18 protein-coding genes are annotated in these 18,795 nt (G+C 39.2%); 13 read left to right on the top strand and 5 right to left on the bottom strand.

What is annotated here, in order from left to right:
• Window positions 1-266 precede the first annotated feature (266 nt).
• Window positions 267-1,091: a MurR/RpiR family transcriptional regulator gene (locus MT391_RS14500; protein WP_499498716.1), complete on the top strand. Its 825-nt coding sequence runs from the start codon at window positions 267-269 to the stop codon at window positions 1,089-1,091.
• A gap of 25 nt (window positions 1,092-1,116) precedes the next feature.
• Here the strand turns inward: MT391_RS14500 and MT391_RS14495 are convergent, their stop codons facing one another.
• Window positions 1,117-1,533 carry a group II truncated hemoglobin gene (locus MT391_RS14495; RefSeq protein WP_499498714.1) on the bottom strand — a complete coding sequence of 139 codons (417 nt, stop codon included), beginning with the start codon at window positions 1,531-1,533 and terminating at the stop codon, window positions 1,117-1,119.
• Between the two features lie 400 nt (window positions 1,534-1,933).
• Between MT391_RS14495 and MT391_RS14490 the strand changes: the two genes are divergently transcribed.
• From MT391_RS14490 to MT391_RS14445, 10 genes are all read left to right on the top strand, one after another.
• A complete protein-coding gene (locus MT391_RS14490) occupies window positions 1,934-2,725 on the top strand; it encodes a transporter substrate-binding domain-containing protein (RefSeq protein ID WP_166368384.1) in 792 nt (263 codons plus the stop codon).
• A 15-nt stretch (window positions 2,726-2,740) separates the two neighbouring features.
• On the top strand, window positions 2,741-3,409 hold the full coding sequence (locus MT391_RS14485) for an amino acid ABC transporter permease (protein WP_299666707.1): 669 nt from the start codon (window positions 2,741-2,743) through the stop codon (window positions 3,407-3,409).
• Between the two features lie 12 nt (window positions 3,410-3,421).
• On the top strand, window positions 3,422-4,072 hold the full coding sequence (locus MT391_RS14480; RefSeq protein WP_499498712.1) for an amino acid ABC transporter permease: 651 nt from the start codon (window positions 3,422-3,424) through the stop codon (window positions 4,070-4,072).
• Window positions 4,059-4,787 carry an amino acid ABC transporter ATP-binding protein gene (locus MT391_RS14475; protein WP_499498710.1) on the top strand — a complete coding sequence of 243 codons (729 nt, stop codon included), beginning with the start codon at window positions 4,059-4,061 and terminating at the stop codon, window positions 4,785-4,787. The genes MT391_RS14480 and MT391_RS14475 overlap by 14 nt, the downstream gene beginning before the upstream one ends.
• A 46-nt stretch (window positions 4,788-4,833) precedes the next feature.
• A complete protein-coding gene (locus MT391_RS14470; protein WP_166368392.1) occupies window positions 4,834-5,652 on the top strand; it encodes a MurR/RpiR family transcriptional regulator in 819 nt (272 codons plus the stop codon).
• Between the two features lie 42 nt (window positions 5,653-5,694).
• Complete coding sequence (locus tag MT391_RS14465; protein WP_166368979.1) at window positions 5,695-6,696, top strand: bile acid:sodium symporter family protein; 1,002 nt, start codon at window positions 5,695-5,697, stop codon at window positions 6,694-6,696.
• A gap of 92 nt (window positions 6,697-6,788) precedes the next feature.
• Window positions 6,789-8,024: an amidase gene (locus MT391_RS14460; protein ID WP_205962917.1), complete on the top strand. Its 1,236-nt coding sequence runs from the start codon at window positions 6,789-6,791 to the stop codon at window positions 8,022-8,024.
• Window positions 8,025-8,026: 2 nt separating this feature from the next.
• Window positions 8,027-9,619: a gamma-glutamyltransferase family protein gene (locus MT391_RS14455; RefSeq protein WP_166368394.1), complete on the top strand. Its 1,593-nt coding sequence runs from the start codon at window positions 8,027-8,029 to the stop codon at window positions 9,617-9,619.
• Window positions 9,609-10,841: a pyridoxal-phosphate-dependent aminotransferase family protein gene (locus MT391_RS14450; RefSeq protein ID WP_499498708.1), complete on the top strand. Its 1,233-nt coding sequence runs from the start codon at window positions 9,609-9,611 to the stop codon at window positions 10,839-10,841. The genes MT391_RS14455 and MT391_RS14450 overlap by 11 nt, the downstream gene beginning before the upstream one ends.
• Window positions 10,842-10,852: 11 nt before the next feature.
• Complete coding sequence (locus MT391_RS14445) at window positions 10,853-12,088, top strand: allantoate amidohydrolase (protein ID WP_499498706.1); 1,236 nt, start codon at window positions 10,853-10,855, stop codon at window positions 12,086-12,088.
• A gap of 53 nt (window positions 12,089-12,141) precedes the next feature.
• On the opposite strand, the gene MT391_RS14440 is transcribed toward MT391_RS14445, so the two are convergent.
• The 3 genes from MT391_RS14440 to puuE all read right to left on the bottom strand — a co-directional run bounded on the left by MT391_RS14440 (window position 12,142) and on the right by puuE (window position 14,999).
• Complete coding sequence (locus MT391_RS14440; protein WP_499498704.1) at window positions 12,142-13,599, bottom strand: SNIPE associated domain-containing protein; 1,458 nt, start codon at window positions 13,597-13,599, stop codon at window positions 12,142-12,144.
• A gap of 1 nt (window position 13,600) precedes the next feature.
• Window positions 13,601-13,936: a hypothetical protein gene (locus MT391_RS14435; RefSeq protein WP_499498702.1), complete on the bottom strand. Its 336-nt coding sequence runs from the start codon at window positions 13,934-13,936 to the stop codon at window positions 13,601-13,603.
• A gap of 130 nt (window positions 13,937-14,066) precedes the next feature.
• Complete coding sequence (gene puuE, locus MT391_RS14430; RefSeq protein WP_499498700.1) at window positions 14,067-14,999, bottom strand: allantoinase PuuE; 933 nt, start codon at window positions 14,997-14,999, stop codon at window positions 14,067-14,069.
• A gap of 795 nt (window positions 15,000-15,794) precedes the next feature.
• Here puuE and MT391_RS14425 point away from each other — a divergent pair.
• Window positions 15,795-17,231: a uracil-xanthine permease family protein gene (locus MT391_RS14425; protein ID WP_499498698.1), complete on the top strand. Its 1,437-nt coding sequence runs from the start codon at window positions 15,795-15,797 to the stop codon at window positions 17,229-17,231.
• Between the two features lie 25 nt (window positions 17,232-17,256).
• Here the strand turns inward: MT391_RS14425 and MT391_RS14420 are convergent, their stop codons facing one another.
• Window positions 17,257-17,400 carry a hypothetical protein gene (locus MT391_RS14420; protein ID WP_499498697.1) on the bottom strand — a complete coding sequence of 48 codons (144 nt, stop codon included), beginning with the start codon at window positions 17,398-17,400 and terminating at the stop codon, window positions 17,257-17,259.
• Window positions 17,401-17,640: 240 nt separating this feature from the next.
• Between MT391_RS14420 and MT391_RS14415 the strand changes: the two genes are divergently transcribed.
• Window positions 17,641-18,762, top strand: a complete 1,122-nt coding sequence (locus tag MT391_RS14415) for a permease (RefSeq protein ID WP_499498695.1) — start codon at window positions 17,641-17,643, stop codon at window positions 18,760-18,762.
• Window positions 18,763-18,795: the final 33 nt, after the last annotated feature.

The raw sequence follows: 18,795 nt of genomic DNA, 5'->3' as shown, positions 1-18,795 counted from the left end.
TCAAGTTAAATGAAAACTTTATTTCATTTTTAATAAGGCAATGTGATGAGTGTTTTAGAAAAAGAGAAAATTAAAATTTAAAAAATAAATAAAAAACATTAAATATCAATAGTTAATAATAAATTTTGCATTTCAAAATAAAATGAACTATTTATTTCATTAATTTAATTTTTTGAAATATTATATTCATAAATTAGGTGTGTAGGCTAACAGCCCCTATAATTAACCTTTCAATTATGTCGTCAACATTAATAAAGTGAAGTAACATGACCGTAGCTACTAATATCGCACAATTACAACAGCAGATTCGTACTCGCTATGGTGATTTAAGCAAACGATTACAACAAGTTGCTTCCTATGTATTAGACAATAACAACAGCTTAGCTTTTGATACGATTGCCGTCATCGCGACCCAAGCCGATGTTCCTCCTTCAACCTTGATCCGTTTTGCAAAAGCCTTTGGGTTTAGTGGGTTTAATGAAGTAAAACAATTATTTAGACGAGATTTAATTGAAGAAAAAAGTAATTATACGGATCGTGCTAGGCTGCTAAAAGAACACGAACCTTTGCAAACAGAGCGCGGTAAACCGCTACATATCTTACAACAGTTTGCACAGGTCAATTCACAGGCAATGCATCAACTTGCAGCTCAAACATCACAGCAACAATTAGAAATGGCCGTCGATATATTAAATAAAGCTGACAATATTTATATTGTTGGTTTAAGGCGCTCATTCAGTATCGCTACTTACTTAACCTATGCATTACGTCATGCGCAACGCCGTGCATTTTTAATTGATGGGTTGGGGGGAATGTTTAACGAGCAGTTATCAATGCTTGGTGTAAACGATCTTGTGTTATCGATTAGCTTCAGCCCCTATGCACAGGAAACAATCACACTAAGTGAAGCTGCCTCAAAGGCCGGCGCTAAACAAATCATTATTACCGATAGTCAAACTAGCCCACTCATGCCGTACAGTGATGTTTGCTTTATTATTAATGAAGGTAAAGTCGATACATTCAGGTCTCAGTCTGCATCACTATGTTTAGTGCAATCGTTAGCCGTTGCATTAGCGTTTAATGATGAATAGAGAATAAAGTAAAAAAGACCTTCGATTAGCCTCGACCGCAGGCCATTCGTATTCTTGCTGCAGGTATCGATAACTGCTCTAATAAATAAACTTTAAAGGCCGCTTCATAGGGTTGTTGATCAATCGCTTTTTCCATACATAAAAGCCAAGCATTACTTTCTTCTACGCCAACAGATAAATGCTGATGCGCCGCCGGAATATTAATGCTGCCATAATTTTCAGCGTATAGTTTGGGGCCACCCAGCCAACCCGACAAAAAGTATGCGAGCTTTTTCTTTGACTCAAAAAGGTCGCTACTGTGCATCGCTCTTACTTTTTTTGCTTCAGGAAAGTTATCCATATTGATATAAAAATCATCAACCAGTTTAGAAATACCCGCTAACTTCCCTGCCATAGTGTACGAGTTATCACCTACACCATATTCCATATTAGAATCCATCATAAACTGAAACCTATTAAGCTACTTAGTATTAATATATCGCTGATAATAACCTACTTTAACGCTGATTTGATTATCCACTCTCACCTTTATTGATCCAAAATAAATTGTTGGTTAATCGCGTAACAATTAATACACCCAAGCAAAACATCTCCCCTGCTCTACTGATAGCTATTTATTATGCTTTTTCTGATTCAGCTTCGCCCTATTGCAGTGCATCGATTGCATCACTTGCACCAACACGGAAAGACATAAGCGAATAAAATATTTATCTCAAACAAAAAACAAACATAAGCAACTGTTTTTATTGAAATTAAAAAATATAACGTGAGTGGCACAATCGTTGCAAAATAAAAACAAAAAGTTCCGATCGTTTCATTTAAATAAAATATGGAGATACAATATGAAATTTTTAAAGGTTTTATCTAGCTTAGTTTTATCCACCTCTTTACTGTTTTCAGCACAAGCAGTACAGGCAGATAAATTAGCAGATATTAAACAATCGTCAGTACTTAGAGTGGCAGTGCCCCAAGATTTCCCTCCTTTTGGCTCTGTTGGAACAGATTTACAGCCACAGGGTTACGATATTGATATGGCTAAGTACCTTGCCAAAGAATTAAACGTAAAGCTGGAATTAATCCCCGTTACAAGTGCAAACCGTATCCCTTATTTACAAACCGGTAAAGTTGACCTCGTTATTTCAAGCATGGGGAAAAACCCTGCACGTGAAAAAGTGGTCGATTTCAGTGAAGCTTACGCACCCTTTTTCCTAGGTGTTTTTGGAACCGCTGACGAGCAAGTTAGCAGTGCAGAAGATCTTGCTGGTAAAACAATTGGTGTAACTCGTGGTTCAGTAGAAGATCTTGAGTTAAGTAAGTTAACTCCTAAAGACACTGTCATTAAACGATTTGAAGATAATAACAGTACTTTGTCTGCTTTTTTATCTGGCCAAGTTAGCTTAATCGCAACCGGTAATTTAGTCGTCACTGAAATTGCAACTCGTTACCCAGACAAAGCCCCACAAACTAAGTTTTTATTACAAAACTCTCCTTGTTATGTCGGTGTTATGAAAGGTGAACAAGCGTTACTTGATAGCGTTAACAGTTTAATTAAAGCCGCTAAGCAAAATGATGTATTAGAAGGACTTTCACAAAAATGGTTAAAAGCGCCGTTCCCTGCAGACCTTAAGTCATAAGTTGGAATAAAGACGATGAGCTATCAACTGGATTTTGCAGGTTTAGTTCCTTACTTGCCGCAATTTGCGGCAGGTTTATGGGCCACTATAGAACTCACTGTTATCTCAACACTAGGAGGGTTGTTATTAGGTACTCTTTGCGCACAGGGTCGAATCAGTAAAGATGCATGGTTACGAAGAAGTTGTTCCTGCTATATCGAAATCATTCGTAACACTCCGTTTATTGTGCAGTTATTTTTTATCTTTTTTGGTTTACCTGCTTTAGGGCTCAAGCTTTCAGCTTGGCAAGCCGGCATGTTAGCGATGATCATTAATCTAGGCGCTTATAGTGCAGAAATAATTCGAGCGGGTATTGATGCAGCGCCAAAGGGACAATGGGAAGCAGGCCAAACACTTGGTTTAACAAGGCGTCAGGTTTTTTGGCATATCATTTTACTACCAGCTTACCAACGTGTTTATCCAGCGTTAGTCAGTCAATGTATTATCGTCATGCTTGGCTCAGCTGTGGTCTCGCAAATATCCGTTGAGGAATTAACCTTTTCAGCCAACTTTGTGCAATCACGTAGCTTTTTAAGTTTTGAATCTTACATGGTAGCCGCATTAGTTTATTTACTCTTAGCAATATTAATGCGTCAGACGTTTGCATTAATAAAGCGTTTCGCTTTTAAAAACCCGTCTCTGTAGGAGGACTTTAAAATGGTACAGTTTACTGATTGGGATATTTTAAAAAACCTACTACTGGCAGCTCGTTGGACAATTTCATTGTCATTATTAGCGTTTGCAGGTGGTGGTCTATTTGGTTTGATACTAACCCTATTGCGCAGTATGCGTAGCAAAATTACCACTCGAATTATTCAAACTTACGTAGAAATATTCCAAGGTATTCCATTGCTGATGCAATTGTTTTTAACCTTCTTTGGTTTATCGTTAATTGGTATTGAAGTGGACGCTTGGTCTGCCGCAGTAATTTCTTTAACACTGTTTAGTAGTGCCTTTTTTCATGATATTTGGCGAGGTTGTATCGAAGCGTTACCAAAAGGTCAGTGGGAAGCCTGTCGCACACTAGGTTTAACTTATTTACAAACCATGCGTTACGTTATTGTGCCGCAAGCGATGCGCATGTCAATCGCACCTACCGTAGGCTTTTCTGTACAAATAGTTAAAGGTACAGCGCTCGCATCTGTTATTGGTTTTGTTGAGTTAACTAAAGCTGGCACTATGATCAATAATGCCGTTTTTGAACCCTTTAAAGTCTTTGCACTAGTTGCAGTATTGTACTTTCTTATCTGTTTTCCACTTTCTGTTTTAGCTCGCCATTTGGAGAAAAAAAATCATGTCGCTCGTTAGCCTAGATCAAGTCCATAAATACTATGGCGAAAACCACGTATTAAAAGGTGTTGACCTTAAGGTCGAGGCTGGTGAAGTAGTTTCTATCATTGGTCGCAGTGGTTCAGGTAAAAGCACCCTTCTACGCTGTATGAATGGTTTAGAAGCATACCAAAAAGGTGCGGTTATTGTTGATAATCAGTCGGTTGAAAATGATGATTACAAACTACGTTTATTAAGTCGTAGTGTGGGAATGGTATTTCAAAACTTTAATCTTTTTCCACATATGACGGTAGGTGAGAACGTGATGCTAGCGACTAAGCTAGTCATGAAAAAGTCTTCTGCAGAAAGTGAAATGTTAGCTAAAGAACTATTAGAGAAAGTTGGACTAGCAGATAAATTCTCAGCTTATCCTGGTAATTTATCTGGAGGTCAACAACAGCGTGTTGCTATTGCTCGCTCACTGGCTATGTCACCTAAAGTTTTATTATGCGATGAGATAACCTCTGCATTAGATCCAGAACTAGTCGGTGAAGTACTAAAAGTATTAGAAAAACTTAAACAAGAAGGTATGACATTAATACTGGTGACACATGAAATGAACTTTGCACGCGATGTTGGCGATAGAGTGGTATTTATGAATCAAGGCCGAGTATGGGAGACAGGTCAAAGTGATGAAGTATTTTCTAACCCACAAACCGAAGAATTACAAAGTTTTCTTGCGGCTGTGAGATGATAGAAAGCTATTTTTACTGCCTATATTAGCCTACAAGGAAGAGTAGATGACCAGCAACAGTCACTCATTGATTGAGCGTATTACTAAACATTACCCAGACTTGACGCCAAATAGTCGTCGCTTAGCCGACTATTTACTGCTGAACCCTGAGAAAGTCCTGATCATGTCAACGAATGACATTGCAGAGGTGTGTTCTGTTTCTAAAACCAGTGTCAGTCGTTTTATTCGTCGCTTAGGCTATGCGGATCATCTTTCTCTACGTAATGAGTTATTAGCAGTACGCGAAAGAGGCCAACCGGTATTAACAAGTGCATTAGATAACTGCGATTTTCACCAAGAGATTCAAGCTTTAGAGCGCTTACGGGAGCAACTTAAAAGCGTTGATATGAAAGCGATTATTAAACATCTTGCTGAAGCGAAACGTATTAAAATTATTGGTTATCGCAACAGTTACCCTCTGGCGCTTCACTTTAGACAACAGCTGATGCAATGCCGCAGTCATGTAGAACTGCTGCCTTTACCAGGGCAAACTATCGGTGAAGATTTAGCTGCAATTGAAGAAGACGATTTTGTGATTGTGATAGGTATTCGCCGTCGAGTAAGTCATTTTTCAAAAATAATTGAGCAGTTGCAAACACATCAATGTTTATTGATCACGGATCAATCTGGGCAAAAATACGTACAAAGTACCACCCATTCACTGATTTGCCATATGAATAATGAAACGCCTTTAGATAGCTATGCGGTTCCCATGAGTTTAATTTCTCATTTGGTTAATAACACCTATCAATTATTAAATGGTGAAGCGACCAAAGTAAGCAGTAAAATAAGTGTTAATTATTCCAAGCTCAATGAGTTAGAGTAAATATTAAATTAAATAATCAGCCGTAAGAGTAATAATTAAATGATAAATGTTATAAATAAACTTAAAAAAGAGTGGTTTTTAGTGGGCATGGTGATCGCCATTGCGTTAGCTACAATAACCGCTGAACTTGGTAAATCAGGAGGATTAATTCATCTTGATAAACTTACCGGCATCGGTGTTGCGATTGTCTTCTTTTTACATGGTTTAGGTCTTTCCCCTTCTGCGATTAAAGCAGGTGTCAGCAACTGGCGCATGCACATCTACATTCAAGCTGCGACGTTTATTGCTTATCCTCTACTTTGGATCATTTTTGGTGATCTATTACTAGCTTATATGCCAGCAGCATTAGCATTTGGTTTCTGCTACTTATTCGTTTTGCCAAGCACTATCTCTTCTTCAGTGGCGATGACCAGTGTTGGTAAAGGTAATGTTCCGGGGGCAATTTTTAATGCCTCATTATCTAGTATTCTAGGCATTGTGATCACGCCTCTTTTAATCCAAGCATTCATGGGGTTTGAAGGTGTTGAACTTGATTTAGTCGCTTCTATTACCTCGATTGCTAAGTTACTGTTATTACCGATGATCCTAGGGCAATTAGCGAGACCTTTTTTATTAAAATTTGCGGAAAGACATAAATCAGTAGTGAGTAAGGTTGATAAATACGTCATTTTATTAATCGTTTATAACGCTTTTTGTGACTCTGTTGCGAACGGCATTTGGAGTTCATTCTCAATGCAAATGTTGATCACCTCGATTGCCATTTGTGCAGTGGTATTACTGTGTATGGTTCACCTTATTCAATGGGGAGCTCGCCGTTGTCAATTTCAATTAGCCGATGAAGTAGCGGCGGTATTTTGTGGCACTAAAAAAACACTCGCAGCGGGTATTCCGATGGCGACCGTTATTTTTGGCAGTAATCCCGACTTAGGCATGATCCTATTACCTATCATGCTGTATCACCCGATTCAGATTTTCTACTGCGCAATACTAGCTAGCCGTTATGCCACTCAAAGTGAACAAGTTAAGACGGCCTCTTCACATTAAGTGTTAAGTAGCTTTAAAGATAACAGTAGTAAAAAATAGTGACAAAAAAACAAGGTTAAATAAAGCAGCCTTAAACAGGGAGTACGTTAAACATGGATCACCTAATAACTAAAGACGCAAGTGTGTACTGTACACAAGGGCCCGATAATTTAGCGGCAACTGCTGACGGTGAGCTAAGTGGTTTAACCTTCGTGTTTAAAGATCTATTCGATGTCCAAGGTTATGTCACAGGAGCAGGTAATCCGGCGTGGTTAGCAAGCCATCAACCAGCGCAGCAAAGTGCGAGTTTAATTGAGCGCTTGTTAGCCAATGGTGCAAGCTGCGTCGGCCGCGTTCAAACCGATGAGCTTGCTTACAGTTTAAACGGGCAAAATATCCACTATGGTACGCCCGTTAATCCGCTTGCGCCAAACTGCTTACCGGGAGGATCTTCAAGTGGTAGTGCAGTGGCCGTTGCAAAGGGTGAAGCTGATTTCTCAATCGGCACAGATACTGGCGGTTCAGTGCGCGTTCCTGCCAGTTATTGTGGCTTATTTGGTTTACGCCCAACACTTGGGAAAGTGAGCTTAGATAATGCTTTCCAATTATCAAAAAGCTTTGATACCGCAGGTATTTTCAGCCAAGACTTAAACAAACTAGCGAATGTTTTTTCATTATTAGGTGCTTCAACACAACCGGTAACTGATCCCCAAAAACCGGCAATTACTTTAAAAAAACAAGGACAAGTTGCACAAAATTTGTATCTAGATAAAACATTACAGCAACAATTCAGTGCCCAAAGGTTGAGTGTATTAAGCCGTTGGTGCCAACAAGCTAATATCACACTGCTAAGCTGTGATCTATTAGCCGACACAGAGCAAACTCTTGATAAGCTGAGTCTATTATTCCGCACTATTCAAGGTTTTGAAATAATTGAGGAGCACGAGGCTTGGTTAACAAAACACGGTGACGCCTTAGATCCTTCAATTCTACAACGTGTGATTTGGGCACGTACTATTACGCCCGAACAATATCGTGAAGCTAAAGTACAACAGCATAATTTTAAACAACAATTACTTAGCCAGTTTAATGATATGCAAGGTTTATGGGTGATACCAACCACTCCATCAGGCCCACCAGCGCTGACTATGGCAGGTGAAGCACTAGCTGAATATCGGTCGCAATTAATGGGATTAACCAGCATTGCAGGTTTAGCCGGTTTTCCACAGTTACATCTACCGATACAAAACTTACAAGAAGGACCCTGCGGATTTTCATTGATGGGTATCGATAACCAGGAAGCGGATCTGATCAAAACGGGTCTTAGCTTATGGCAAGGAGAGCAATAACGATGACATTTCAAACTTCATTTACCGCACCACATTACAAAGCAGCACAAGCCGGACAAGCAGTATTAGATGCCGGCGGAACGGCTAGCGAAGCAATGGTGGCAGCGGCGGCGATGGTGTCAGTGCAATATCCACACATGAATAGTATTGGTGGAGATGGTTTCTGGTTAATTTGTAAAGCAGGGGAAAAACCGGTCGCAATTGATGCCTGCGGTGGTGCAGCGCTAAATATTGATGTGGAAAGTTACCGACAGCAAGCGGATGAATTACCAGAAAGTGGTGGTAAATCAGCAATAACCATGGCGGGTACGGTTGCAGGTTGGCAACAAGCTCTTAAGTTAGATAGCAGTGGGCTCAATGGTAAAGCGATGCCTTTAAATAGGCTACTTAAACCTGCTATTGATGCCGCTGAACAAGGAATTGAAATCACCCAAAGTTTGGTTGATGCCAGTGAAAAAACGCTGTCTCGTTTAAGTCATTTAGCTAATTTTGCAGCGCGTTTTTTGGATCAAGATGAAGTCTTAAAAGTAGGTGAAAGCCTCATTAATCAACCATTGGCAGATACCTTTAAACATTTAGCTGAGAAGGGTTTAGATGACTTTTATCGAGGTGAGCTTGCCAAACAAATGGCGGATGAACTTGCTGATGCCGGCAGCCCGTTAACGTTGAATGATTTTAACCAGTACCAAGCCACGGTATCAACGCCGTTAACGGTGGATATCTCTAAGGGTAGTTTATATAACTTAGATGCACCCACTCAAGGTTTAGCGTCATTATTAATCTTAGCAATTTACGACCGTTTAGTGGATCAAGTGACCTCTGAAGTTGAACATATTCATCTGTTAGTAGAAGCAACTAAACAAGCCTTTATCATTCGCGATCAGCAAATCACCGATCCCGCGTACCTAGATGTACCTTTGCAGCAATTATTAAATGACGATGTGATAAAAAAATGTGCCGCTAATATCTCTTTTGAACAAGCATTACCTTGGCCACATGTCGCAAAACCCGGTGATACAGTATGGATGGGAGCATCGGATCAATACGGCACCATGGTCAGTTTTATTCAAAGTATTTACTGGGAGTTTGGTTCAGGCGTAGTACTACCAAGCAGTGGTATTACATGGAATATTCGCGGTAAAAGTTTCAGCCTTGACGCAAATCATCACAACGTACTTGCTGCAGGTAAAAAACCATTCCATACCTTAAATCCAGCCTATGCAGAGCTCAAGGATGGACGTCGTTTTGTTTACGGTTCAATGGGCGGTGAAGGACAACCACAAACGCAAGCTTGTTTATTTAGCCGCCACCTTTATCAAGGCATAAGTTTAGCGGCTTCAGTTTCAAAACCTCGTTGGTTGCTGGGGAGAACTTGGGGTGACAGCAGCAATAACTTACGAGTAGAAAATCAACTTTACAAACAACACGGTGCCACCTTAAGAGCACTGGGTCACGATATAACAATAGTGGCTGATAATAATGAATTAATGGGGCACGCAGGTGCCATTATGCTCGATAAAAACGGGAAAGCAGCAGCAACTAGCGATCCTCGTAGTGATGGGCAAAGTTTACTTGGAGAAAAAAATGACCACTAAATCCCTATTTGAAACACTTAACCCGCCAGTTCGTTTATTAATGGGGCCGGGACCAATCAATGCGTATCCACGTGTTCATCAAGCTATTTCTAGTGCACTAATCGGTCAATACGATCCGGTCATGACAGGTTACATGAATCAAGTGCAATCCCTATACCGTGGTGTGCTTGAAACCGAAAACCAACAAACGATGTTAGTTGATGGTACTGCACGTGCAGGTATCGAAGCGGTATTGGTTTCCATTTTACAACCTGGCGATAAAGTATTAATTCCAGTGATTGGCCGCTTTGGACACTTATTGTGTGAAATTGCACAGCGTGTTGGTGCCGTTGTTAAAACCATCGATATTGAATGGGGTGAAGTTTGTCCGCCAGAATTAGTAGAGCAAGCGATTAAAGAGTTCCAACCAAAGCTATTAGCAACGGTACAAGGTGATACCTCTACCACCATGAATCAACCGCTTGCTGAAATAGGTGAAATTTGTCAACGCTATGGTGTTTTATTCTACTGTGATGCAACTGCCTCTATTGCAGGCAATGAACTGAAGATGGATGAGTGGCACTTAGATGCGGTTTCTGTTGGATTGCAAAAATGTTTAGGTGGTCCATCAGGTAGCGCGCCTATCAGTCTAAGCGACCAATGTGCTGAAGTGATCAACCGTCGTAAACATGTTGAAGCTGGGATTAAAGCAGATCATCATACTGCCGGTACCGATATTAGAATTCAGTCTAACTATTTTGATTTAGCCATGGTAATGGATTATTGGGGGCCAGAACGTTTAAACCACCATACTGAAGCCACTAGTATGTTATATGCAGCACGTGAATGCGCACGAATTTACCTTGAAGAAGGCAGTGAAAATGTTATTGCTCGTCATAAACAAGCTGGTGATGCAATGGCAATGGGCTTGAAAGCAATGGGATTAACATTGTTCGGTAATCAACAATTTAAAATGAATAACGTGGTCGGTGTTTATATTCCAGATGGCATTGACGGTGACAAAGTACGACAAGAGTTATTGTTATGTTTTGGCATTGAAATTGGTACTTCCTTTGGCCCTCTACATGGCAAGATCTGGCGCATTGGAACGATGGGCTTTAACGCTCGCCAAGAGTGTGTATTAACAACATTAGCGGCACTAGAGTCGATATTATTAAAATACAAAGCTGGCATTCAGCCTGGTCAAGCAGTCACTACTGCAATGCAGTATTACACTGTTTAAAAGGAGCCTTTATGTCGCAGACTACAACAAATGACGGTGCGCAAAAAATCATGCAATGGGCGGATCACCTCGCCACATTCACGGCCATGCAAGGCGGTTTGCTTCGTGCTTATTTAACAGCAGAGCATAAACTAGCGCATCAACAAATTGAACAGTGGATGCAACAAGCAGGCCTACAAACTTGGGAAGATAGTGTCGGAAACCAATGGGGGCGGAAGCTATCTGCTAATCCAACATTACCCACTGTATTAATAGGTTCACACAGCGATACCGTAGCCAATGCGGGTAAATATGATGGTAACTTAGGTGTGCTGCTTGCAATTGAAGCAATGACGCAATTAATGGATCAAGAACTGCCCTTTCATGTTGATATTGTTGCCTTTGCAGATGAAGAAGGAACACGATTCAATACAACCCTGATCGGTTCTAGTGCAACTGCCGGCTGCTTTAAGCCAGAATGGTTAGCCATCACTGATAATCAAGGTATTAGCATGGCACAAGCGATGACTGATTTTGGTTTAGATCCGATGCGAGCAGGGCAAGATAAGCGCAATGCCAATGATATCTTAGCGTATTTAGAAGTACATATTGAGCAAGGTCCGGTACTAGAAGATCTCAATTTACCGGTGGGAGTTGTGACTGGTATTGCCGGTGCAAAACGCTATCAATTCAAACTTAAAGGCATGGCTGGCCACGCTGGCACAGTACCCTTAGCGTTACGTAAAGATGCGATGTCAGGTGCCGCACAAATGATTGGTATGATTGAGCAATTTGCCTTTGACCATGGCATTGTCGCTACCGTTGGGCGCTGCGATGTGTTTCCAGGTGCAGTGAATGTGATTGCAGGTGAAGTACATTTCACCGTCGATATTCGTAGTCAATCTCAGTCAACTTTAGAGAGTTGTTGTGAAAAGCTATTACAAGATTTAACTAATATCGCCGACAAACGTCAGCTGACCTTAGCACATGAAAAACTTTACCAAGCAGAAGCGGTTTTATGCAGTGATGATCTGCAACAAAAATGGGGTGAAGTGGTTGAAAAACATACTCAAAAAACACCTTGTTTTCTATCAAGTGGTGCAGGTCATGATGCCATGGTGATCACCAATATTGCAGATATCGCCATGTTGTTTGTACGCTGTGAAAAAGGGATTAGCCATAACCCTAGAGAACAGGTGATGGTTTCCGATGTCGCTGTAGCCCTGGATTGTTTAATCGATATGCTTAAAAAACTTGCTGTAGAATAATTAACAGATAGGTTATTAGAGACCTAATTTATAGGTCTCTTTTGATTTCTAAATTAAATAATTACCTCATCACCTCTTAAGCGTTTAGATTCATAATAATCTTCAGCAAGTGCTGTCATCTTAAATTCTGCCTCTACACCAGCAATCCGCTCTACAGCATCCTTAATACTATCAAGATCTATATTGAAAAATTCTTTTCTAAAGTTCACGGCATTAACTCGCTGCTTACTAAACTCTCTATGCAATGCAGATTCTAATGCGGGAGCATCTTCAACATAAATCATTGCATGAACATCAAATATAAATGGAACGCTAGCATCGCCAAGCTCTTTGACTCGATCTAACGGCTCTAGTCTTCGAGTCAAACCAATTTTATAAACATCTTCTCCAAATGAGCCAATATTACTTATAACGTATACATGACCTTTTCTTGTTTGTTGTGCCATACTTTTTGCACGTTCTTCTTTTGCTTCTGCTTCGGCTAATTGTAATTCAAGTGCTTCAATTCGATTTTCCGCTACCATGCGCTCTTCATCATTAAGCTCTAATAACTCTTGGCGAGCTTTTTCTAATAAAGATCGGTATAATTTCTCTTCTTTTTCAGCATCAGCAATTGCTTTTTCATATTCTTTAATTGCTCTTTGCTCTTCTTTAATTTGCTCTCGGATTATCTTTTGTTCAGTTATTTCTTCTTGTTTTTTCAAGGTATACTGATATTGAAGCTTACACTCCTCAAACTTTAAACCAACATAGTCAGTGTTAAATCCACATTCAAATGTAGCAGAGTTTTTTTCAAGGTTATTAGCTAGCTTTTCGATTCTTTCAATAGTTCGAGCAAAATTAGAAGGTTTTAAATTTGCTATTAATAAATCGGTTTCGATATTAAAGGACGTTAGCATTAACTTTACTTGCCCATTCAATATCTTCTTATTAAATGCCTTATCTGTTGAAATAACAGTATCTTCAGGGAAGGTAATCGCAATTTTATCTTTTATCATATCCTTTTGCTGTTGACGGATATCTTTTATCTGTTCAGCAAACCTTAAAGATGTCTCGAATAAATACTCTGGCTCTTCATAATGACCAACACTCGTAAATTCATCAATTTGAGAATATAGATCTAAGTAACTCATTAGACCTTGTACTTCATTATCCAAATTTTCAGCATTTATGTTCAACTCATAAACTTTTTTAGTAGCAACTTCAATTTCTGTTTCTTGCGATTTAATAGATCCTAATAATTCTTTTTCTTTTCCCTTTAAAGCAATCACTTCTGCTAATTCTTCGGTGACAGTACTGAGTATTGCATTCTTTTCTGCTATTTTTGAGTCAAGTTCATCTTTCAGCGTTGCTCTAGTACCAAGCTCTTTTTTACTCTGTTCAATACCTGATTGAAGTGTCTTAAATTCGCCCGATTGTTTATCGTATTTACCTTTAATAAAAAAATAAACTGCTATAACCAACAACAAGAAAACAGCAGATAAGCTAGCTATAATTTGTATTTGCGTCATCTTATTTTAAAACCTCATCAATGTATTGTTTACGTAATGTAGCGCGCTCTTCACATCTAAATTCATATTCTAGCTTTGCATCATTCAAAGCTTCTTTGAAGGCAAGTTTTTCATCTGCTGCATTGCGTTTTTTTATTGCTAGGTTCCTCCTTTCATATTCCTTTGCGGCTCGAACCTGCTCTCGTAATGCTCGTTCATGTTCTTTTGCACTGCGTGCTTGCTGCCTATCTATTTCTTTGCGACGACGTTCTGCATGTCGTGCAGAATCCTTACTTAGCTTATTAATAGCTTTAGCAATTTTTATAGTTGTCCGTAATCCACTCATTCTTCTAGCCATGTATATCTCAATTATATAAAGCGTATTTATTATTGTACGCAAAGCGATCATAAAAAAAATAGAGGCTTATGGGGTTTAGCTTCCAATTAAAGGACATAAAGGGCTGCTATCATTCATATTTTCGAATGAATTACTCGCTACAAGGATGGTTTGCTATCCAATGTTGTGCAATCTCATCACGTCGTGCAACCCAAACATCATCATGTGACTGTACATAATCTAAAAACTTCTTGAGTGCCATAAAGCGACTCGGTTTGCCTATCACTCGGCAGTGCAAACCAATCGACATCAGTTTAGGTTTGCTGTCACCTTCAGCATATAGACAATCAAAGCTATCTTTTAAATATTGGAAAAACTCTTCACCATGGCTAAAGCCATAGGGAGAAGAAAAACGCATGTCGTTGTTATCTAACGTATAAGGAATGACTAAGTGTGGACGAGTTTCCTCTCCATCTTCATCGCTAGGTACTTGCACCCAAAAAGGAAGATCATCACCATAATAATCAGAGTCATATAACATGCCTCTCTGCTCTGCAACCAAACCGCGAGTATTAGGAGAGTCACGCCCTGTATACCATCCTAGTGGACGCGATCCCGTCAGATCTTCGATGATATCCAATGCTTGATGCATATGCTCACGTTCTTCTTCAATCGGCGTATGTTGATAATGAAGCCACTTTAAACCATGACAAGCGATCTCATGACCATCTTCAATAATCGCTTGGGTTACTTCTGGATTACGCTGTAAAGCAGTTGCTACGCCAAAAACAGTTAATGGCAAATCACGTAATTTGAATTCGTTAAGAATACGCCACACACCCGCTCTTGAACCATATTCATATAATGATTCCATACTCATGTGACGCTCTGGGTAAGCTTCAGCACCCGCGATTTCAGACAAAAAGGTTTCAGAGTGCGGGTCACCATGCAACACACAATTCTCCCCACCCTCTTCATAGTTGAGCACAAACTGAAGCGCTATCTTAGCGCCATTAGGCCAATTTGCATCGGGCACATTATCTCTTCCATAACCGATGTAATCACGAGGATTATTGATACTCATTTATTTACCTTCCTTAGTTTTATTATTTTCTAGATTCGTATAATAAGTTTGCTTTATTTATTAATACCATAGCTTATAAAAATTTATAAGGTCTGGTTTTATTATAAAGACTCTTTTTGCTGTTCGCCGGTCATGATAGTCGGCACCACTGACATACCAACACGTAATTGGAAATCTTTGCTTTGTGCTTGAGCAATAATAAAACCGGCTGAATATAAGCATCGTTTATAAATTGACTACTCGAATCGAATTTAGGCTTATAAGCTGAAGTGCAACGAAGATAGTTGCCTCACGACTTCCCCACTAGGTGCCGATTCCTCCCACTATTTTAAATATAAGATGTCGTTATAACATTCGATAAGGGCTAACCATTTAAGGAGTAAATACTTATTTTTATACCTGTCGAGGCACATTAACGAAGTTGATTCTTATAAAGATCAATATATTACACCTTGTATTGATGTCCGTGTTAGCTATCAATAACGCATCTTTCATTGGTAATGGGTATAAGATGCTATGTAAATATACATTACCAAGCATAACTAAAGTTGTACAAAACCATGGTAACAAGTGAAAATTATAAAAATGAAACTTCCAGTAACCTGCTCAATTAAAGTGCAACTAGTGCACCAAAAATGTATTAACTGCATTTACTATTTTTCACATTTAAACGGATAAAAACTTTAATTCATTGTTTTTAAATGATTTTATAAAACTCTCCTTAAGTGGCACGATCGTTGCAAAAATTAACTTACAAGTTCCAATCGTTCCACATAATGCATAGGGAAATACAAGATGAGTGACGCTTCAGAGTTAATTTACGAGCTCGATGATAATCCATCGCGCAAAGCATCTTTTTTTGCAGCCATACAGCATGTATTGGCTAGTTTTATTGGCATCATTACCCCCACCTTAATCATTGGTGGTGTACTTGGTTTAGGTGAGGAGATCCCTTATTTAATATCGATGGCATTAATGGTGTCTGGTGTCGGCACCATCATTCAAGCTAAGAAACCAATGGGTATTGGCGCTGGCATGATCTGTGTGCAAGGCACAAGTTTTGCTTTTTTAAGCTCAGTATTAGCAGCGGGTTTTATCGCGAAAGCAAATGGAGGTGGTCCAGATCAGATCTTATCGCTTATTTTTGGTGTTTGTGTACTAGGTGCCTTTGTAGAGATTGCTGTCAGCCAGTTTTTAGAAAAGCTAAAACGAGTGGTTACTCCTGTGGTTACAGGTACTGTGATCACGGTTATTGGCATTAGTTTAATCAAAGTAGGTTTTACCGATTTAGCCGGTGGACAGTGGTTATTAACCAATAAACCAGAGCTTTTCGCGAGTTTTGATAACTTGTTTTTAGGTGTATTAGTGATGGCAAGTATTATTGTTGCACATAAATACGGTAACCAATGGGTGCGTTTATCCTCAATTATCCTCGGCATGTTAGTAGGTATGGCTGCTGCGGTATTAATGGGCAAAGTTAATTACAGTGCTATCGGTAATGTAGAGACACTAATTAGCATACCTGTTCCTTTTAAATACGGCTTCTCTTTTGATTTAGCTGCGTTTATTCCTGTTGCGCTTATCTACCTAATTACTGCGATTGAAACATCTGGTGATATTACTGCCAACTGTATGGTATCAAAACAACCTATCAGCGGAGCCTCTTACCTTAAACGCATTAAACAAGGCATCTTAGGCGATGGTGTTAACTCATTAATTGCTGGCATATTTAATACTTTTCCAAATACTACCTTTAGCCAAAACAACGGAGTAATACAATTAACGGGTATTGCTAGCCGCTTCATTGGTGTTTGGATTGGTATGATCTTAATTGTGATGGGTTTGTTTCCTCATATTGGCGCTTTATTTCGTGCGGTTCCTAACTCTGTTTTAGGTGGCGCAACCATTATTATGTTTGCGACCGTTGCTATGGCTGGAGTAAAAATATTAACTCATGTGGAATTAAATAGAAAAAATATGCTCACCTTAGCCGTTTCATTTGGGATGGGATTAGGCGTGTTATTAGTACCGCAAGTGGTTAATACTGTTGCCGTAAATATTGGTGGAGATTTAGGTGCGATAGTAAAAAGTATCTTTGGCTCACCAATCACTGCGAGTGGGTTAACGGTTGTATTTTTAACCCTATTTTTAGGTGAATACCCTGAAAAATATAACCCTATTATTCAAGACTTTCCGATTGATGAAGAGATGCCACAACAAGTGAAAAATTAAATTTTCAAAAAAATAAGATAAAAAATTAGCTCACCATTTTTCTTAATGCATACGTTGATGCAATTAATACTGAAATGGTGAGTTTTTCTTTAAATGACGCGGCAAAGTTATCTCCCTGCCAACTACCTTCTACAATAAAGATCACACTATCCTCTACAATAAAGTTCAAAAATTTACGAAATACCCTCGGTAGTCTGTAGCAATTAATATGAATATTCTCGTTATCATTCAGGGTACTAAAATCAACATTCGATAATATAGATTCAAGCTTCACTTTTCATTTCCTAACTTCATTACTCCATCACCTTGCCACCCTATCATTTCGACAAATCCAGAATAATAGTTTGACACAAACCTCAAACCGAAATATATTTCGAACAATCTAGAATTAACGAATAAAGGTAAGTAAATGAGTCCAGAAATATTAACAATGGCCAAAGAGGCCTTAAATATGTTTGCTTTTTTAGCGACAGAATTGATCATTCTTTTTTTAGCAATCAGCTATTTAGTCGGGGTATTACAAGAATTTATTACGCCACAAAAAATTCAATCAATTTTAAGTTCACGTAATGGCAAGGGTTACATTATCGCCGCCCTATTAGGGTCGATTACCCCTTTTTGCTCCTGCTCAACCATCCCTTTTTTAAAAGGCTTACTCAGAGCAAGAGCTGGTTTTGGACCAATGATGGTATTTTTATTCTCTAGTCCTTTACTTAACCCTATCATTATTGGTCTTTTTGTCATTACTTTTGGCTTTAAAATCGCCTTATTTTATTTTCTTATCGCTATTATTGTGGCGGTCACTGCTGGCTTTGTATTAGAAAAATTGGGCTTTGAAAGGTATGTAAAACCGGAAGCTTACGAAGCAGTAAAAAGTGATAAACCTTGCAGTAGCGCAAAAAAAGAAACGGCCACAAGTTCTTGCAGTGGCGATAGCGATGACACTAACAACAGTGATATTGATAACAATAACAATAACAATAACAAAGCAGTACAGAACAATGCCTGTGCAAGCGCCGCTACCAACACTGTTACCAAAAACACTCAGAAGAATAGTTCCTGTGCAGTAGATGCAGCGGTGACTTCGGACTGCGGCAATAATGTTAAGCCTAAAAAAGAAGATAATCGTTGGTTACGTATTTGGTTATCAACTTGGAAAGATTTCAAGCAAGTTTTTCCTTACTTATTAATTGGTATTTCATTAGGGGCTTTTATTTACGGTTTTATGCCAACAGATTTAATTGCAGAGTACGCAGGGGAAGACCATTGGTACGCAATTCCTATCGCAGCCATTATTGGCATCCCACTTTATATTCGAGCTGAAGCGGTTATTCCTTTAAGTGCGGCATTAGTGGCAAAAGGTATGGCGCTAGGCTCTGTGATGGCACTAATCATTGGTAGCGCAGGTGCAAGCTTAACTGAAGTTATCCTGTTAAAATCTATTTTTAAAAACCAAATGATTATTGCTTTTCTTACGGTGATCTTAGGTATGGCGATGGCTGCCGGTTATCTTTACTCTTTTCTGTTTTAAAATAAAGCAATCAGGTCGTTTATAGTCGGCCTG

The sequence above is a fragment of the Vibrio sp. 1-Bac 57 genome (genome assembly GCF_037546855.1).
Classification (GTDB): Bacteria; Pseudomonadota; Gammaproteobacteria; order Enterobacterales; family Psychromonadaceae; genus Psychromonas.
Note: the sequence above shows the minus strand (reverse complement) of the source record. Positions and strands in the feature narration are given on the sequence as shown.

Excerpts from the sequence above, each read along its gene's own strand:
- MT391_RS14500 (WP_499498716.1), top strand. The coding sequence starts at position 267 with ATGACCGTAGCTACTAATATCGCACAATTACAACAGCAGATTCGTACT.
- MT391_RS14495 (WP_499498714.1), bottom strand. The coding sequence starts at position 1,533 with ATGATGGATTCTAATATGGAATATGGTGTAGGTGATAACTCGTACACT.
- MT391_RS14490 (WP_166368384.1), top strand. The coding sequence starts at position 1,934 with ATGAAATTTTTAAAGGTTTTATCTAGCTTAGTTTTATCCACCTCTTTA.
- MT391_RS14485 (WP_299666707.1), top strand. The coding sequence starts at position 2,741 with ATGAGCTATCAACTGGATTTTGCAGGTTTAGTTCCTTACTTGCCGCAA.
- MT391_RS14480 (WP_499498712.1), top strand. The coding sequence starts at position 3,422 with ATGGTACAGTTTACTGATTGGGATATTTTAAAAAACCTACTACTGGCA.
- MT391_RS14475 (WP_499498710.1), top strand. The coding sequence starts at position 4,059 with ATGTCGCTCGTTAGCCTAGATCAAGTCCATAAATACTATGGCGAAAAC.
- MT391_RS14470 (WP_166368392.1), top strand. The coding sequence starts at position 4,834 with ATGACCAGCAACAGTCACTCATTGATTGAGCGTATTACTAAACATTAC.
- MT391_RS14460 (WP_205962917.1), top strand. The coding sequence starts at position 6,789 with ATGGATCACCTAATAACTAAAGACGCAAGTGTGTACTGTACACAAGGG.
- MT391_RS14455 (WP_166368394.1), top strand. The coding sequence starts at position 8,027 with ATGACATTTCAAACTTCATTTACCGCACCACATTACAAAGCAGCACAA.
- MT391_RS14450 (WP_499498708.1), top strand. The coding sequence starts at position 9,609 with ATGACCACTAAATCCCTATTTGAAACACTTAACCCGCCAGTTCGTTTA.
- MT391_RS14445 (WP_499498706.1), top strand. The coding sequence starts at position 10,853 with ATGTCGCAGACTACAACAAATGACGGTGCGCAAAAAATCATGCAATGG.
- MT391_RS14440 (WP_499498704.1), bottom strand. The coding sequence starts at position 13,599 with ATGACGCAAATACAAATTATAGCTAGCTTATCTGCTGTTTTCTTGTTG.
- MT391_RS14435 (WP_499498702.1), bottom strand. The coding sequence starts at position 13,936 with ATGGCTAGAAGAATGAGTGGATTACGGACAACTATAAAAATTGCTAAA.
- puuE (WP_499498700.1), bottom strand. The coding sequence starts at position 14,999 with ATGAGTATCAATAATCCTCGTGATTACATCGGTTATGGAAGAGATAAT.
- MT391_RS14425 (WP_499498698.1), top strand. The coding sequence starts at position 15,795 with ATGAGTGACGCTTCAGAGTTAATTTACGAGCTCGATGATAATCCATCG.
- MT391_RS14415 (WP_499498695.1), top strand. The coding sequence starts at position 17,641 with ATGAGTCCAGAAATATTAACAATGGCCAAAGAGGCCTTAAATATGTTT.